We start from the raw sequence: 16871 nt of genomic DNA, 5'->3' as shown, positions 1-16871 counted from the left end.
GACGAAGGGAGAGGCCGCATGGCCGAGGTGATCCTGCGGGACCTCGTCAAGACATACCCCGGCGGCACGTCGAGGGCGACCGACGAGGTGTCCCTCGAGATCGGCGACGGCGAGTTCATGGTGCTGCTGGGCCCGTCGGGCTGTGGCAAGACGACGCTGCTGCGGATGATCGCGGGCCTGGAGATGCCGGACGCGGGCCAGGTGGTCATCGGCGACCGCGACGTGACCTACGCCGAACCGCGCAACCGCAACCTGTCGATGGTGTTCCAGAGCTACGCCGTGTTCCCGAACAAGGCGGTGCGCGACAACATCGGCTTCGGACTGCGGATGCACGGGGTGCACGCCGACGAGGTCGCCCGCAAGGTCGACTGGGCCGCCGACCTGCTGCAGCTGACGCCGCAGTTGGACCGCTACCCGGCGAAGCTGTCCGGCGGGCAGCGCCAGCGCGTCGCGGTCGCACGGGCGATCGTGATGGACGCCGACGTGCTGCTCATGGACGAGCCGCTGTCCAATCTCGACGCGCTGCTGCGCCTGTCGTTCCGTGCCGAGCTGAAGAAGCTCGTCGAGGAGCTCGGCACGACCACCGTGTACGTGACGCACGACCAGGTGGAGGCACTCTCCCTCGGCGACCGGGTGGCCGTCATGCACGAGGGCCAGATCATCCAATGTGGACCGCCCACCGACGTCTACGACCAGCCCGCGACCGAGTTCGTCGGCGGGTTCCTCGGCAGTCCGCCCATGAACTTCCTCACGGGTGTCGTGGTCGACACCGACGACGGACCTAGACTGGACCTCGGCGGGCAGTCCCTGCCCGTGCCCGCGGCACTGTCCCCGCACACGGGAAAGCCGCTGAAGCTCGGCGTACGCCCCGAGGCGATCGAGGTCGCACACGACGGTGCTTCGGTGACCGGCGAGCTGCAGGTGCTCGAGCCCTTGGGATCCTCGGCGCTGCTGACCACCGAGGTCTGCGGGCAGACGGTGAAGGTCTCCGCCCCGCCCGCGTTCCGCGCCGATCCCGGCGGTTCGCTGAACCTGCGGCTGCCCGACGACGCGTGCCGTTGGTACGACCCCGAAACGTCTCTGCTCTTGGAGGTCCGGTGACCACCGCCACCGGCGACCGCACCGCACACAGACCCGCGAGCCTGGCCGCGCGAGCGGCCATGGTGCTGCGCGACAACGACACCGGCACGCTCGTCACCGCCTCCCCGCGGCTGTATCCTCACATGTGGAGCTGGGACGCGGCGTTCATCTCCATGGGCCTCGCGCACCTCGACGTCGGACGTGCGGTGCAGGAGCTCGACACGTTGCTGGCCGCACAGTGGCGCGACGGGATGATCCCGCACATCGTCTTCACCAGCGACACCGACTACTTCCCCGGCCCCGACCGGTGGGGTACCGACAACGCGCCGCAGCGCCCCGACGGCGTGCGCACGTCGGGCATCTGCCAGCCGCCCGTGCACGCCATCGCACTTCGCCGGATCATCGACACCGCACGCAGGACCTCGGCCGCCGACGCGCGCACCGCGGAGGAGTTCGCGGCACGTGCGTGGGACGCGATGTACCGCTGGCACCGCTGGATCGTGCGCCACCGCATGCCCGATCCGTGCGGACTGGTGACCATCGTGCACGGCTGGGAGTCCGGAATGGACAACTCACCGCGGTGGGACTCGGCCTACGGCGGCGTCCGTCCGGGCCCCGATCTGCCTCCGTACGTGCGGCTCGACCTGCTCAAGGTCGACGACCCCGGCGAACGGCCCAGCGACGACGAGTACGACCGCTACCTGTGGCTGATCGAGCAGATGCGCCGCGCCGACTACAACCCGGACAAGGTCGTGGAGACCTCGGCGTTCCTCGTCGGCGACGTGTTCATCACGGCCGTGTTCGCGCTGGCCTCCGACACGCTCGCCGAGATCGGTGACGAGGTCGGCGCCGACGCCGAACGGGTGGCCGAACTGAGGACGTGGGCCGAACGCGCCCGAACCGCGACGGCGATGAGCTGCCACCCCGAGACCGGCATGGCCCGCGACCGCGACGTCCGCGCGGGCAGGTGGATCAGCACCGAGTCGATCGCCGGTTTCTCCCCACTGCTGTGCGGCGGGCTGCCCGGCGATGTCGAGGACCGGCTGATCGCCGCGCTCGACAGCCCCCGGTGGACGGGACACCCCGACCTGCTCGCCGCCGTCCCGCCGTCGGTGTCGCCGGATTCGCCCGACTTCGACCCGCGACAGTACTGGCGCGGCCCCCAATGGCCGGTCGTGACGTGGCTGTTCGGCTGGGCTTTCGGCAGGCGCGGCTGGGAACGGCACGCCAGCGAGTTCCGCGCGCAGGGGGTGCACCTCGCCTCGGACGGAGCGTTCGGCGAGTACTACGAACCGTTCTCGGGCAAGCCGCTCGGCAGCACCAACCAGTCGTGGACGGCGGCCGTCGTGCTCGACTGGCTGTGCAGCGTGTGACCGCGGGCCTGACCGGCGCTAGGTGAGCAGTAGCACGAGCTGCACCTGCAGCTCGCCGCACACGCCGCCGAGCAGGGCGCCGGTGAGGATCAGGATCCACTCGTCCTGCTGGAACGCGGGCCGCAGCAGTCCCTCGAACTCCTCGTCGTCGAGTTCGCGCATCTTGGTGACCAGCGTTCCGCGGATGTCCATCGCGTCGGCGGCGTAGGTCTCCACGTAGCGCAACGTGTCGGGCAGCCTGGTCATCACCGATTCGGCGATGGTGTCCTTGAGCTGGCGGTACTGACCGCCGCCCATCGCGAGCAGCACCAGCGGTTTGGCCACGCCGGTGTGGCGGGCGAGCTCGTGGTCGACCTGCTGCTGGATGAGCGTCAGCACCCGGTCCGACATGGGCCCGCGCAACACCGCGTCGATGACGTTGCGGGGCGTGATGATCTCGGTGGCGATCAGCTCGGCGTAGGCGTCGGTCACCTCGTTCCTGCGTTTGAGGAACAGTCCCTGCCACGTGACGCCGAAGTACTTCCGCGGGTGGAGCGGGCGGAAGATCATCTTCAACGCGAGCCAGTCGGTGAACCAGCCGATGAACAGCCCGAACACGGGCATGATCAGCGGGACCCGCAGCAGCAGCCACACGACCATCTGCACCACGCCGATCACGGCGCCGAACAACAGGCCCGACCGGCCGATGAACCGGAACTCCTTGTCGCCCGCCTCCTGGAAGATGCGGTTCAGCAGCGACTTGTCCTTGACCAGGTTCGTGACGACCATGTCCTTCAGGTCGAACACGGAATCGACGTCGGCCTTGATCTGCTCGGTCACGGCCGCGACCATGCGGGGCGCCTCGTTCTGCACCCTGCGGACCACGAGTTTGCGCGCCCGCTCGGGCAGCCGCTCCCACAGACCCGGCTGGTAGCGCTCGGCGACCTCGACGACGATCTCGCCGATCGCCTCGCGCAGGGGCGCCTCGATCTCCTTGCCGATCCGGTCGGGATCGAGTCGCTGCACGATGTCGCGCGGGGAGATGAGCTGCTCGGTCATCGTGTCGACCGCGATGCCGGCCATGCGCGCGGCGCGTCTCGGCACGATGCCCTGCCAGCCGAACAGCGGCTTGCCGCGCCAGCGGATGCCCACGAACTCCAGCGGTTCGAACATCATCCGGATCGCGACGAGCTTGGTCACCCATCCGATGAGGGCCGCGACGACGGGGATCGAAACGTAGACAGGCCAGTACCGCACGAAGTCGTCGACGATCCCGAGCAGGTACTCGCCCATCGATCACCGCCACAACCGTCGAAAGCGGACTCGGCCCCGTCGCCGACACTGGCGCGCATGATCACACGACCGGGTGCCCCGCCGCCAGGGGCGGACACCGGGTCGCCCGGTTCGGACCGGTTCGGCCAGGCCCGTCGTCGACTCAGGGAGCGCAGGCGAGCCAGAAGTTCATGCCGAGTGCCGAGATCCGCAGCGTGCCGCGCGTGATCTTCGGGCGTTTGGCCAGGTCCTCGGCCTTTCGCACGGTCTCGTCCGTCATCAGGATCTCGTACTGGGTCGACAAATCGGTCTTCTCGCCTTCGAGTTCGGCGAGACCGAAGCCGACCAGCCGCGTGACGTACACGGGCACGTGTTCGGTGGCGGACACACCGGCGGTCTTGCCGACCGTCGAGGCGTTGCGCAGCAGCACCCGGCCGGTCCGCCGCTCTGTGACGTCGACCACCGGGTAGTCGGTGCCGTCGGACAGGGCCGAGACGACGCGGGCCTCGTCCGGCGTGAGCTGGCGCAGGATCGAGGCGTACAGGTAGTCGCGCGCGGCGTCGCGGTTCATGAGCGTGGAGCGGTTGAGCAGCGCCGCCATGCCCGCGCGGAGCGGATCGGCCGGCAGCGGCAACGCCACGGCGGTCGTCGCGCTGCGCTGCGCCGAGCCGGTCGAGCCCTTCGACCCCGCCGAACCAGCCGAGCCATTGGCGCCGTGGCCGTTGGCGCCGCCCTGCTGGGCGTGCTCACCGTGGCCCGCAGGGGCCTCGGGCACCGTGGGAAGCTCCGTCAGCTCCAGCAGCCTGCGGTTGCTGGCGTTCTCCATCCGCTTGTGGAGCTCGGTCAGCGCCTTCTGTTCGAGGTTGCGCAACGAGCGCTCGGCACTGTCGGCGCCCGGCACCCGCTTGCCCAGCGTGTAGCCCGTTCGCGCCGCCCATCCGGCCAGCCTGCCCGCGCGCTGCATCAACTCGTCCGCTTCCACGCACCTGATGCTACTGGCACCCCGCGCGGGCCTCGATGATCACTACCCGTCGCCGCGGGGCCACGGTCGGCCGCCGGATCAGGTCTTCGGCACCTGCCCGATGCCGCCACAGTTCGGGCAGGGTCCGCGGCGGTTGGGTGTCAGACCCGATCCGTGGCATCGGGGACAGTCGACCATGTCACCGACCTGCACCACGTGGACCTCCCGGTGTCATCGCCAGCATGTCCGTGTTTCGGAGGTCCAGAACTCTATTGGGTGCGGCAGCGTTCCGGTTCCGCCGACAGGTCCAGTCTGCATCTTGCAATCTTCACCGCGGGTAGCCGAGACGTCCGAACGGACGAGTCCCCGCGGCGCATCCGGGTGCAACCGAAGGTCGCCCGCCGGCCGGCAGCCGTACGAGGGGTAGAACGCACGGCTGCCCGGCAGAGGTCCCCCTGCGACCTCTGCCGGGCAGCCGTTTCCCGTGCCCCGCCCCCGCGGGGTCGACCGGCCCGGTCCGAAGGTCCCCACCTCGGACCGGGCCGGCCCGATGCACCACGCCACATCGGCGATGTCCCCGCGCCGCAGGCGCTGTCGTGCACGTCCGGTTCCGCGACTCGGGCGCTACGCCCCGAGCCACGTACGGGCCGCGTCGAGCCCGTCGAGGGTGATCTGGTGACCACCCGGGTGCCAGTACTCGGTGACCTCCGCTCCCCGCTCGCGGAAGGTCCGCACGAGCCGCTCGCTCGAGTCGAGCGGAGCCATCGGATCGCTGCGCCCGTTGGCCAGGAACACGCGTGCGGTGTCCAGTCGGTTGTCCGGCGGCTCCGGCAGCGGCGACATGGCGGAGAACAACATCACCTCGCCGAGCACGTCGGGGCGCAGCAGCGCCACGGCCGCGGCGATGTTGGCTCCGTTCGAGAAACCGGCGGCCACGACCCTCCTGCCGGCCAGGTCGTGCTTGCGCAACGCCTCCTCGATGAACTCCGCGAGCTCACCTGCGCGGCGGACGACGTCCTCGACGTCGAACACACCCTCACGCAACCTCCGGAACCACCGGGCTGCGCCACCCTCGGACACCGGCCCCGCGGGGGCGATCATCGGAGAGGACGGGCTGAGCTCCTTGCCCAGCGCGAGGATGTCGTCGGGAGTGCCTCCGGTGCCGTGCAACAGCAGCAGCACGGGCTCGGCGCCGGTTCCCTCGACGTGGCGGTAGTCGAGCGACAACTCCGTCATCACCGCTCCGGGTTGTTCTCGGCGGGCAGTTCGAGCTGCGGGAGCGCGGCCGCGATCTGCTCACGGGTGGGCTCGAGCCACGGCGGCAGCTTCAGCGCCCGGCCGAGCTCGAGCAGCGGCTCGTCGATGTCGAAGCCGGGCTGGTCGGTCGCGACCTCCTGCAGCACCCCGCCCGGCTCGCGGAAGTAGATCGAGCGGAAGTACTGACGGTCCAGCACGGAGGTGACGCCCACGCCCTGGTCGACCAGGTCCGCACGCAGGGCCAGCTGCTCCTCGTCGTCGGCCGCACGCCACGCGACGTGGTGCACCGTGCCGCCCGCGACGACACCCTTGGGCGCGTCGGGCGTGATCTCGACGTCGACGTAGGTGCCGGGCCCGCCGTCACCGGCCTGGAAGCGGTACCGCCCGGTGCTCTCCGAGGCGAGCGACAGTCCCAGACCGCGGGTGAGCATGTCGGCGGTGGCGTCCTCGGTGGTCACCGACATCGTCACCGAGTGCAGTCCGCGGATCGCGTGCTCGGCGGGTACGAACGGCGTGTCCCACGGGTCGCGGGGGTCGGGCTGCGGATGCGCGACGAGCGCGATCTGCAGGCCGTCCGGGTCGCGGAAGGTCAGCGACTCCTCGTTGTCCCTGGTCACGACCGTTCCGGGGGTGACTCCCGAGGCCTCGAGGTGCTGCTTCCACCAGCCCAGCGAGTGCTCGGGCACCGAGAACGCCGTGGTGGTGGCCTGCCCCGTGCCGATCCGCCCCTCCGGCACGCCGCGCCAGGGGAAGAAGGTCAGGAGCGTGCCGGGCCGACCCGCGCCGTCCCCGTAGTAGAGGTGATAGGTCTCCGGGTCGTCGAAGTTGACGGTCGTCTTCACCAGCCGCAGGCCGAGGCCGCGCAGATAGAAGTCGACATTGCGTTGGGGCTCCCCACCGATCGCCGTGACGTGGTGCAGGCCGCTGGTCGTGAAGCCCATGACTTATCTCCTCCGAACTCGATGGGCGCAAAGTTATCCCAGAAACATCTCGCGCGCAAGACTTATCTCCGAGAGAGTTTCACACGCGAGATGCATCCGGGTGAGATGTATCCGGGTGAGAATCTGCTCCGGGAGGCGTCGTGTACGCTGCCGGTGTGACGACAGAGCCGGACGACGACGAGATCGTGACCTGGTGGGGCCTCGTGATCGAGGGCTACCTGGCCACGCAGGACCGACTGATGGGCGAGATCGCCGAACGCTTCGACCTTGCGCCGGCCTCGTTCGACATCCTCGTGCGACTGGTCCGTTCACCGGAGCACCGACTTCCCATGACCCGCCTCGCCAAGGAGGCGGCCCTGTCGAGCGGCGGGTTCACCAAGGTCGCCGACCGCCTCGTCGCCGCCGACCTCATCGAGCGGGTACCCAGTTCCGAGGATCGACGCGTCACGTACGCGTGCCTGACCGAACACGGGCTCGACGTCGCGTCGAAGGCGCGTCAGACCTGCGCCGACATCCTGCGCGAGCGCGTCCTCACCCCGCTGGGGAACCGGTCCTCCGAGGAGCTGGCCGAGGCGATGCGCACCCTGCGCACGGTCAACGGCGCAGCCGCCGAATGATTCCGACGAGCACGTCGGAATTCCGGAGCGCTCTTTTTGACGACGTCGTGATGAGGAATTTTTCACGCCGCACGTGAAACGACCTAATTCCCGGATTCGATTCCCCAGACGTACGGCAACGTACCCTGGGGAATTTTCTTTATCGGGGAAGGAATCACGATGCAACATCGTCACTGTCGGCGCATGATCGCGCCCACTCTCGGCGCCGCACTCCTCGCGGCCACATTGGCACCCGGCGTCGCGGGTGCCACCGAGACGCGCGCCCCTTCGGACGCCCGGCTCGCCGCGGCGATCTGCGACTACCAGCAGGAGTCGACCGACACCGCGCAATCCTCGCCCATCGACGAGCGCTACGAGTCGGATGCGCAACTGCGCGAGGCACTCGGCGAACCGGCCGGCCCGGAACAGGCCGAAGGAGATGTCCGCTGGCGTGCCTACGAGAACGGCAGGCTGTACTGGACGGAAGAGGCCGGCGTGCACGCCGTCTTCGGCGACATCCTCGCCAAGTTCCTCGACGGCGGAGGGCACCAGACCTACGGCGTGCCCATGACCGACGAGTGCGAGGCGCAGGAGGGGGCCCGGTACAACCACTTCACCGGAACCGACGCCACGGGGCGGGTGTCGATCTACTGGCGAGGAGGGGACGCGTTCGCCCTCACCGGCCAGATCCGGCAACACTGGGAGGCCAGCGGCTGGGAACGGGGCACGTACGGATTCCCGACCGGCGACACCACCGACATCGAAGGTGGAAAAGTCAACGAATTCGAAGGCGACGACACATTCGGTGCGAACATTTACTGGTCGGCGAATTCCGGCGCCCACGGCGTGAAGGGAAAGATTCTCGAAACCTATCTCGAACTGGGCGGACCGGGAGGCGATCTCGGATTCCCCACGACGGACGAGAAACCGTGGCGGGGCGACGGCAAGCGCAGCAACTTCCAGGGTGGCTGGATCACCCGGAACGGCAGCGAGACCGACCACGGAACCTGGTGATCGCCGGGCCGTGAACCGACACGGCAGTCCGCAGACCCGGCGACACGACGACAACGACCGGTGAACGACCGGCGACACCCGGAGTCCTCGGTGGCACGACCAGCCACCGAGGACGCCGCGGTGGACGTCAGGCCTGGTCGAGTGGCGGCTCGACGGGCATGGCCAGGGTGGCGAGGTCGCCGTGGTCGGCCGAGCGCACGGTGACCGGTTCGTTCGGGCCGCGGACGTCGAGCATGAGGTCGGGGCCGATGGCCGTGGCGACGGCAGGGTGCAGGACGGTCACGCCGAACCACACCTCCGCGTCCGGGCCGTCGACGACCGCATCGACAGACGCCTGCTCGGCCCCGTCCGGTGACGCCAGTGCCAGGTGATCGGGCCGCGCGCGCAGTCGCACCGTCTCGTCGTCGGTGGCCTCGAGCGCCGCGAGCAGACTCGCCTTGGCCACGACGACGCGGGTCACCGGCGGGGCCACCGCCGCCGACAGAGCGCGATGGTCGGGGAACCGCCCCGAGGCGAGCCTGCAGTGCAGCGCGCTCTCCCTCGCCCGGAACCGCAGCGCATCGGGCAGGGCTTCCAGCTGCACGACATGCCTGCGGCGCAGTTCGCCGAGGACCGACCGCAGGTCGGCTCCGTCGAGCGTGCCTGCCCACTCGGCTCCCAACGTCTCGTCCGGCACGAGGGTGCGGATCGACAACCGGTACCGGTCGGTCGCCACCAGGGTCAGCGCCTCCGGTCCGGACTCGATGTGGACGCCGGAGATCGCCGGATGTTCGTCGGACTCCCCGGTCGCGACGAGCACCTGATCGATGGCCGCGGCGAGGACATGCCCCTTGACGGTCGCCACCGGCACGGCGTCGGTACCGGTGAGCGCGGCCTTGATGCCGACGGCGGCGCGCCGAGCCTCGTCGGCGCGGGTGGACAGGCTCGCCACGTGCTCGTCGATCAGCCGCGCCGCGTGGGCGGGATCGGTCGCCAACACGTTCTCGACCACCGGCAGCGGCATCTCGAGGCCGCGCAGGCGGCGCACCGCGACGGCGCGTTCGAGCTGGTCGGCGTGGTAGTAGCGATAGCCGGAGGCGGCATCCACGTTCGCCGGCCTGAGTAGTCCGGAGTCGTCGTAGAAGCGCAGCGCGCTCGCCGTCAGGCCGCTGCGGCGCGCGAACGCCCCGATCGGGATGAGATCGGCCGGCGGGTGCGGGTCAGGGATGGCGTGGGTGTCAGGCATGGCGTCAAGGCTGATTCTTCAGCCAACTCGAAGGTCAAGTCCACCTTTGGCGGCTTTTCGGTGAACACGAAGTGTGGTCGCATGGTCACCCAGCCGTGCGCAAAAGAGTAAGGTAAGACTACCCTTACCAAGATCCCCGACACATCGAGGTACTCCGTGACCACCGCTGCCGCCCAGGACGGACTCGCAGCCGACTCCGTGCTCGACTGCGTCGGCAACACTCCGATCGTGGCGCTCCGCCGGCTCTTCCCCGACCCGGACGTCGAGGTCATCGCCAAGCTCGAACTGATGAACCCCGGCGGCAGCATGAAGGACCGCTCCGCGCGCTACATCGTCGAAGGCGGGCTGCGCGACGGCACTCTGCGACCGGGCAGCACGATCGTCGAAAGCAGCTCGGGCAACTTCGGCGTGGCACTGGCCATGGCCGCGCGCGTCCACGACCTGCGCTTCACGTGCGTCGTCGATCCCAAGACCACGCGCGCCAACCTGACGTTGCTGCGGCATCTCGGTGCCGAGGTGGAGGTCGTCGACGACGTGGATCCCGCGGGCGGCTACCTGGGCAGCAGGCTGCGCCGGGTGCGCGAACTGCTCGCGCAGCGCCCCGACGCGGTGTGGATCAACCAGTACGCCAACGAACGCAATCCGCAGGCCTTCTACCACGGCATCGGCACCGAACTGGTGCACCAGCTCCCCGAAGCGCCGACCGTCCTGTTCGGACCCGTCAGCACGACGGGCAGTCTGCTCGGCAGCGCGAGGCGGCTGCGGGAACGCTTCCCGGACCTGCGCGTCACCGCCGTGGACGCCGCGGGCTCGGTGATCTTCGGCGGGCCCGCGGGCAGACGCGATCTGCCCGGTATCGGATCCAGCCGGGTGCCGGAACTGTGCCGTCCCGCCGAGATCGACGACGTGGTGCACGTCAGCGATGCCGACGCCGCCCTCGCGTGCCGCGAACTGCTCGCGACCGAGGGGATCTTCGCGGGCGGTTCGAGCGGGTCGGTGATCGCCGCGCTCCGCCGCAGCCTTCCCGACCTGCCGAAACCGTGTCGCGCGGTGGCGATCCTGCCCGATCGCGGTGATCGCTACCTCGATCTCGTCTACGACGACGACTGGCTGGCCGAGGCGGGGACGCGGCGCGGGTGAGGCCAGTCGTGACCCGCGATACGACCACCGGCACGGCGTGTGACGCCACGGTCATGAGCGAACTCGTCGACGCCCTCATCCGCGAACGGATCCACGGATTCGCCGACGGCGGCCTCGACGGCGAGTGGTACCGAGTCGGTGACATCCGGTTCCGGGTTCGCCCCGGCGGAGCCCTGCAGCCATGGCGTCACGCGGGCGGACCGGTGCTGCGGGGAAACCGCGAGCTCACCCCCGACGAGCTGTTGCGCGTGGCCACGGCAGGTTCCGGAGAGTCCGCGGTCGACCAGGTGGCCGCGGATCTGCGGACCGCCGTCGAGCACGCCGCCGTTCCCGCCCGCGACGGCGACGCCGAATCGCTCACCGCCCTTCGCGGCAGGCCCTTCCATCCGACGGCGCGGGCGGTCGTGGGATGGAACACCGGCGAGCTCGTCCGATACGGGCGTGCGGTGTTCGGACTCGACTGGCTCGCGGTCCGCACGGAGGCGGTGCGGTTCGGCAGCGGAGGGTGGGACCCGGGCACCGTACCCGAAATGCCCGACGATGCCCGGGACGACGAGACGCTGATCCCCGTCCACCCGTGGCAGCTCGACCACGTGCTGCCGTCCGAGTTCGCGGCCGAGCTGGCCGCGGGCACGGTCCGGGTGCACGCGCGAGGGGTCGGCCGGTGGCGCGCGACGTCGTCGATCCGCACCCTCGCGCCCGTCGACGGCGACGGCGACGGCGACGGCGACGGCGACGCGGGGGCGCGGCCCGCCCGGCACGTGAAGCTGCCGCTGGGGGTCAACACGCTCGGTTCCCAGCGCCTGCTCCCGGCGCGCTACCTCGACAACGGCGAGCGCGGTGAACGCCTGCTGCGGACGATCCTCTCCGGCGACGAGGAGCTGGCAGCGACGGTCGTGATCGCCGACGAGACGTCGTGGTGCGGATGGGACGGCGATCCGTACGCCGACCGCCCAGGCCACCTCTCCGCCCAGGTTCGCGCGTATCCCTCTGATGTGGACGGATCGGTACCGATGGGCGCGCTCGCCTCGGTCGCGTGGCACACCGCGAACCTCACCGACCCGGTTCCGTTCTTCCGCAGGCTCGCGGGGGACTTCTGCGCGATGGCGGTCGGGTTCCTCACCCACGGAGTACTTCCGGAGATCCACGGACAGAACGTGCTCCGGGTGGGGCGTCGCTTCGTGCTGCGGGACCACGACACGGTGCGGTACTGCCCGGAGCTGCTCACGGCCCCCGATCCGGAGTACCGGGTGAAGCCGGGCGCGCCGCAGTCGCTGCGCGTCGAGGATCCCGCCGCGCTCGCCCGCTACCTGCAGACCCTGGGCGTCCAGGTCAATCTCTACGGCATCATCGACGCGCTCACCAGGACCTACGGTGTTCCCGAGTCTCGCCTGTGGACGGCCCTCCACGAGGCACTGGACGCGGCGCTCGAGCGGCGCGGCGCACATGACCTCCGTACCGTCCTGTTCGACACGCCGTTCTGGCCGCACCGGAGGGTGCTGGCTCCGCTGTTGAGCCAGGGCAGGTCGACGGGACTGAGCATGCCCGCCGACACCGGATCGGTGCCCAACCCGCTCCACACCGGACGCCTGGCCGATGCCGCGGCCGAGGAGGCCCGCCACGGGGCCCACCGCCGGGTGCTGAACGCGTACCTGCGGGAAAGCGGCATCCACGAGGTCACCCGAGGGCCCCTGGACATCGAACTCGCGGCCACCGGCCGGTCGGTGCGGCTGACCGTCACGTACGCCTCACCCGCCGGGCACCACGACTACGCCGCGATCCCGCACTCGGCGGTGCGTGCGGTACTCGGCGAATTGGAGGCGCGCACGGGTTTGCGCGGGACACCGGTACTCGAGGCACAGATCTCGGGCAGCACGGACAACACCGCACGCTATCTCGCCGCACGTTACCGAGGCCGCGGACGCAACACCGCCGACGCGTCGAGAACGTCCGAACAGGGCGTCCTCTTCGGACACCCGTTCCATCCGACACCGAAGAGCGCCGAGGGATTCGATGCATCCGATCTGCACGCCTACGCCCCCGAGCTCGGCGTCTCGTTCCCGCTGCGGCACGTGGCCGTGGCCCGCGAACTGGTCCACGAGGAGGGACAGGTACCGGTCCCCGCGCAGGTCACGGACGCCACGCCCCCCGGTTTCGCCGCGATCCCCGTGCATCCGTGGCAGCACCAGCACCTGATGCGGAATCCGGCTGTGCGGCGGCTGGTCGCCGACGGCGCGCTCGTGTCGTTGCCGGAACAGAGCCCGCACGTGTACCCGACGTCGTCGGTGCGCACCGTGTGCGATCCGGCGAGCGGATCGACCTGGAAGCTGCCGCTCCACGTGCGCATCACCAACTTCGTCCGCCACACCCCGTGGGAACACCTGCGCCGCTCGGCCGATGCGATGCGCGCCGTGGCCGCGCTGCCCTCCTACGAAGGGTTCGGGATCGTGCCCGAGACCGGATTCCGCACCCTCGCTCCGGCCGCCGCCGGGCACGACCTGGCCGCGGAACTGAACGCCGTCCACCGCGCGAGCACACCGGGCGCGCTCGTCCTCGCGGGCCTGCTCGAGGACCCGACGTGGCCTGCCCAGCGCGTCACCGACCCCGCGGAGTGGCTGGCCCGCTTCGTCACGCTCGCCCACGGACCGCTGATGCGCGCCTTCGCCGACCACGGTGTCGCGTTCGAGGCGCATGTGCAGAACTCACTGTTACGGCTCGACGGCGACGGCATGCCGGCCCGGTTCCTGGTCCGCGACATGGAGGGCGTCGCCCTCGACCGGGCGCGCCATCGAGACCTGCCGGCCGACAGCCCTGCGCTCTACCACCGCGACGAGGCGTGGCAGCGCCTCTGCTACCACGCCGTGACCAACCAGCTCGCCCACGTGATCCACGTGCTCGGCAGGTCCTCGGAGGTCGGCGAGCGCGCACTGTGGTCGGTCGCGCGCGAGACCATGCGGCCCTGGCCCGAGGCCGAGCCACTGCTCACCGCACCCACCCTTCCCGCCAAGGCGAATCTGCTCAGCAGGTTCGCCCAACGCGGCGAGCGACCGTACTTCGTGGAGATCCCCAACCCCCTGAGATCCGTTCCCCACAGAGAGGACGCTTCCTGATGCCACCGCCGAGCACGCTTCTCGACACCGCACTCACCGGTCCCACCGCCGCGGACGTCCGCAGGCGCGTCCTGCACCAGCTGCTCGGCTCACTGCTCTACGAGAACGCCGTCCGCGCCGAGGACGGGCAGCTCCGGTGCGACAACGGCATCAACGGCGACAACGACGACAACAGCGACAACGGCGTCCGGTACACCTTCCGCGCCCGGCGCAGGTACACGTTCGGCAGGGTCACGGTCGACGACCTGCGCCGCGACGGCCTCGAGCCGCAGTCCATCAGTCTGTTCCTCGCCGAGATCGCCCCGCTCCTCGACGCCGATCCGTCCCGGCTCCCTCAGTTCGCCAGGGAACTCGAGGAGACCTACGTCAAGGACGCACTGGCGCAACAGCACCGCAGGAACACCGAGCACACCAGGCTGCACCGACTCGACGTCGAAACCCTCGAGGGCGCCATCACCGACGGGCACCGTTACCACCCGAGTTACAAGTCGCGCCTGGGGTTCGGGATCGACGACAACCTCGCGTACGGCCCGGAGTTCCGTCCCGACGTCCGTCCACTGTGGTTGTCGGTCGACCGCTCGATCGTCGAGACGTCAGCGGTCGTCGACGAGGCGTCGTTCCTGCGGGAGCAGTACCCCGCGCAGGCCGAGTCCGGGCGCACGCTCGTGCCGGTCCACCCGTGGCAGTGGGACCGCCACCTCGCCGCGGCGTTCGCGGGCGAGCTCACGTCCGGATCGATCCGTGTCCTCGGGCCCGACCCCGACCGGTTCCGCCCACAGCAGTCCATCCGCACACTGGCGTGCCTCGACCGTCCACACCGTCCGTACCTGAAACTCGCCATGTCGCTGGTGAACACCTCGACCAGCCGCGTCCTCGCACCGCACACCGTCCACAACGCACCGGCCGTGTCGGCCTGGCTGGCGGGCATCGCCGCCGACGATCCCCTGTTGCGGGACGAACTGCGCACGGTGTTCCTCCGCGAGCTCATGGGCACCGCCGTCGTCGCCGGTGACGACCCGGTACGCCGCGACGCCACCTACGGCACCCTGGCCTGCATCTGGCGCGAGAGCCTGCACCCGCATCTCGACCCGGACGAGTCCGGCGTGCCCTTCACGGGGCTCACCGCCCGCAACGTCGACGGCACCCCGCTGATCGATCCGTGGGTCCGCGAACAGGGTGTGGCCGCCTGGGTGCGGCGCATCGCCGAGGTCGTCGTCGTACCGGTGCTGCACCTGCTGTGCCACCACGGGATCGCGCTCGAATCCCACGCACAGAACATGGTGCTGCTGCACCGCTCCGGGATGCCGACCAGGGTCGCACTGCGCGACTTCCACGACGGTGTGCGCTTCTGCCGCGAACGCCTCGCCGCCCCGGACCGCTGCCCCACCCTGCGCTCGACGCCGCCGCACCACGAGAACCGCAACTCGTTCGTCGAGACCGACGACCCCTCGCTCGTAACCGATTTCGTCCTCGACGCACTGCTGTTCGTCGGCATCGGCGAACTCGCCCTGTTCCTCGCCGACGCCTACGGATTCGACGAGGCGGAGTTCTGGTCCCTCGTGCGCGAGGTGCTGACCGGTTATCTGGACCGGTTTCCCGACCCCCGTTACGACGTACTCACCCCGGAGGTGGCCGTGGAGAAACTGACCAGCAGACGCCTGTTGCCCGACACGGAGTTGCGCGTGCATCCCGTGCCCAATCCGCTGGCGGCAGCCGACCCGCGGCCGGCGTCATGAGCGCCCCCGAACCGGTCTGCCGGTACCGCTACGACCTCACCGGCATCGCCGAGCACGCGAGCAAGGTGGTGGCACAGCTGCCGGAACGGTGCCGCATGTTCTACGCGATGAAGGCCAACAGCGCACACCCGATCCTGCACGCGCTCGCCCCGATCGTGTCGGGCTTCGAGGTGGCTTCGGGAGGTGAGATCGCCAAGGCGCGTGCCGTGGACACCGACGTGCCGGTGCTGTTCGGCGGACCCGCGAAGACGCAGCCGGAGATCGAACAGGCACTGGCGGCCGGGGTGCTGCGGTTCCACGTCGAGAGCGTGCTCGAACTGCACCGGATCTCCGCGGTGGCCGTCGCCGCGGGCCGGGTGGCCGACGTGCTCCTGCGGGTCAATCTGGCCGGACCGTTCCCACCGGCCACGATCGCGATGGCGGGAGGCGCGACGCAGTTCGGCATCGACGAGGGTCGGCTTCCCGAGGCCCTTCGCGCCGCGCGCGAGCTGCCGGGTGTGCGCTTCGCCGGATTCCACCTGCACTCGCTGTCGAACAACCTCTCGCCCTCGGCGCACCTACAGATGTTGACGCTCTACCGCGACAAGGTCACGCGCTGGGAGCGCGACCACGGGCTGCGCAGCGAGGTGGTGAACGTCGGCGGCGGCATCGGAGTCAACTACACGCCGGCGTCCGGTGTGCCGGCGCAGGGCGAGCCGGGACCGCAGTTCGACTGGTCGGCGTTCACGTGTGAACTCGACCGGCTCGTGGCCACGTTTCCCGCGCACTGGCGCGAGATCGACTTCGAGTGCGGACGGTTCCTCGTCGCCGCGTTCGGCACGTACGAGACCGAGGTGCTCGACGTCAAGCGCAACCACGGCACCCAGTACGTCGTCGTGCGCGGCGGTACGCACCACTTCCGGCTGCCTGCCTCGTGGCAGCACAGCCACCCGTTCCGCGTACGCGCGGTCGACGCGTGGCCGGACGGGCTTCCCCGCCCCGAGGCGCGCGGTTCCGCGGTGACCGTCGTCGGTGAGCTATGCACCCCGAAGGACGTGCTGGCGCGCGACGTCGTGGTCGACCGTGTGCGGGCGGGTGACGTGCTCGAGTTCGTCTACGCGGGCGCGTACGGCTGGGAGATCTCGCACCACGACTTCCTCAGCCATCCGCACCCTGAGCACGTGTTCCGCTGAGCCACGCCTGCGACT

13 protein-coding genes are annotated in these 16871 nt (G+C 70.0%); 8 read left to right on the top strand and 5 right to left on the bottom strand.

Features of this window, described 5'->3' with window-relative positions:
- The first annotated feature begins 18 nt into the window (after positions 1 to 18).
- Positions 19 to 1101 (top strand): ABC transporter ATP-binding protein, encoded by a 1083-nt coding sequence (locus tag IF64_RS0112740; RefSeq protein WP_030532294.1) that lies wholly within the window; start codon positions 19 to 21, stop codon positions 1099 to 1101.
- Positions 1098 to 2453 (top strand): glucosylglycerate hydrolase, encoded by a 1356-nt coding sequence (gene ggh / locus IF64_RS0112735; RefSeq protein ID WP_084705822.1) that lies wholly within the window; start codon positions 1098 to 1100, stop codon positions 2451 to 2453. Before IF64_RS0112740 ends, ggh begins: the two co-directional genes overlap by 4 nt.
- 18 nt (positions 2454 to 2471) lie before the next feature.
- Here ggh and IF64_RS0112730 read toward each other — a convergent pair whose 3' ends face one another.
- From IF64_RS0112730 to IF64_RS0112715, 4 genes are all read right to left on the bottom strand, one after another.
- On the bottom strand, positions 2472 to 3725 hold the full coding sequence (locus tag IF64_RS0112730; RefSeq protein WP_030532292.1) for a DUF445 domain-containing protein: 1254 nt from the start codon (positions 3723 to 3725) through the stop codon (positions 2472 to 2474).
- Positions 3726 to 3867: 142 nt separating this feature from the next.
- Positions 3868 to 4686, bottom strand: a complete 819-nt coding sequence (locus IF64_RS0112725; RefSeq protein ID WP_342779933.1) for an Abi-alpha family protein — start codon at positions 4684 to 4686, stop codon at positions 3868 to 3870.
- Between the two features lie 603 nt (positions 4687 to 5289).
- Positions 5290 to 5901: an alpha/beta hydrolase gene (locus IF64_RS0112720; RefSeq protein ID WP_030532290.1), complete on the bottom strand. Its 612-nt coding sequence runs from the start codon at positions 5899 to 5901 to the stop codon at positions 5290 to 5292.
- Positions 5901 to 6863, bottom strand: coding sequence for a ring-cleaving dioxygenase (locus IF64_RS0112715; RefSeq protein ID WP_030532289.1), 963 nt, complete (start codon positions 6861 to 6863; stop codon positions 5901 to 5903). Before IF64_RS0112715 ends, IF64_RS0112720 begins: the two co-directional genes overlap by 1 nt.
- Before the next feature lie 155 nt (positions 6864 to 7018).
- Between IF64_RS0112715 and IF64_RS0112710 the strand changes: the two genes are divergently transcribed.
- The gene (locus IF64_RS0112710; RefSeq protein WP_030532288.1) at positions 7019 to 7480 is read left to right on the top strand and encodes a MarR family winged helix-turn-helix transcriptional regulator; all 462 of its coding nucleotides are present in this window, start codon (positions 7019 to 7021) and stop codon (positions 7478 to 7480) included.
- Positions 7481 to 7663: 183 nt separating this feature from the next.
- Positions 7664 to 8473: an LGFP repeat-containing protein gene (locus IF64_RS0112705; protein ID WP_030532287.1), complete on the top strand. Its 810-nt coding sequence runs from the start codon at positions 7664 to 7666 to the stop codon at positions 8471 to 8473.
- Positions 8474 to 8600: 127 nt separating this feature from the next.
- On the opposite strand, the gene IF64_RS0112700 is transcribed toward IF64_RS0112705, so the two are convergent.
- On the bottom strand, positions 8601 to 9698 hold the full coding sequence (locus IF64_RS0112700; protein WP_051757788.1) for a DNA polymerase III subunit beta family protein: 1098 nt from the start codon (positions 9696 to 9698) through the stop codon (positions 8601 to 8603).
- Positions 9699 to 9854: 156 nt separating this feature from the next.
- On the opposite strand from IF64_RS0112700, the gene sbnA reads away from it, so the two are divergent.
- Genes sbnA through IF64_RS0112675 form a run of 4 tightly spaced genes read left to right on the top strand, consistent with a single transcriptional unit; the run spans position 9855 to position 16856 of the window.
- On the top strand, positions 9855 to 10838 hold the full coding sequence (sbnA, locus tag IF64_RS0112695; RefSeq protein ID WP_051757786.1) for a 2,3-diaminopropionate biosynthesis protein SbnA: 984 nt from the start codon (positions 9855 to 9857) through the stop codon (positions 10836 to 10838).
- Between the two features lie 8 nt (positions 10839 to 10846).
- Positions 10847 to 13948 (top strand): IucA/IucC family protein, encoded by a 3102-nt coding sequence (locus tag IF64_RS26055; RefSeq protein WP_051757784.1) that lies wholly within the window; start codon positions 10847 to 10849, stop codon positions 13946 to 13948.
- Positions 13948 to 15684, top strand: a complete 1737-nt coding sequence (locus tag IF64_RS0112680; RefSeq protein ID WP_030532284.1) for an IucA/IucC family protein — start codon at positions 13948 to 13950, stop codon at positions 15682 to 15684. The genes IF64_RS26055 and IF64_RS0112680 overlap by 1 nt, the downstream gene beginning before the upstream one ends.
- The gene (locus IF64_RS0112675; protein ID WP_030532283.1) at positions 15681 to 16856 is read left to right on the top strand and encodes a type III PLP-dependent enzyme; all 1176 of its coding nucleotides are present in this window, start codon (positions 15681 to 15683) and stop codon (positions 16854 to 16856) included. Before IF64_RS0112680 ends, IF64_RS0112675 begins: the two co-directional genes overlap by 4 nt.
- Positions 16857 to 16871: the final 15 nt, after the last annotated feature.

The sequence above is a fragment of the Prauserella rugosa genome, from assembly GCF_000719975.1.
Classification (GTDB): Bacteria; Actinomycetota; Actinomycetes; order Mycobacteriales; family Pseudonocardiaceae; genus Prauserella; species Prauserella rugosa.
Note: the sequence above shows the minus strand (reverse complement) of the source record. Positions and strands in the feature narration are given on the sequence as shown.

Coding starts and splice junctions, on each gene's coding strand:
- IF64_RS0112740 (WP_030532294.1), top strand. CDS start 19: ATGGCCGAGGTGATCCTGCGGGACCTCGTCAAGACATACCCCGGCGGC.
- IF64_RS0112730 (WP_030532292.1), bottom strand. CDS start 3,725: ATGGGCGAGTACCTGCTCGGGATCGTCGACGACTTCGTGCGGTACTGG.
- IF64_RS0112720 (WP_030532290.1), bottom strand. CDS start 5,901: ATGACGGAGTTGTCGCTCGACTACCGCCACGTCGAGGGAACCGGCGCC.
- IF64_RS0112715 (WP_030532289.1), bottom strand. CDS start 6,863: ATGGGCTTCACGACCAGCGGCCTGCACCACGTCACGGCGATCGGTGGG.
- IF64_RS0112705 (WP_030532287.1), top strand. CDS start 7,664: ATGATCGCGCCCACTCTCGGCGCCGCACTCCTCGCGGCCACATTGGCA.
- IF64_RS0112700 (WP_051757788.1), bottom strand. CDS start 9,698: ATGCCTGACACCCACGCCATCCCTGACCCGCACCCGCCGGCCGATCTC.
- IF64_RS0112680 (WP_030532284.1), top strand. CDS start 13,948: ATGCCACCGCCGAGCACGCTTCTCGACACCGCACTCACCGGTCCCACC.
- IF64_RS0112675 (WP_030532283.1), top strand. CDS start 15,681: ATGAGCGCCCCCGAACCGGTCTGCCGGTACCGCTACGACCTCACCGGC.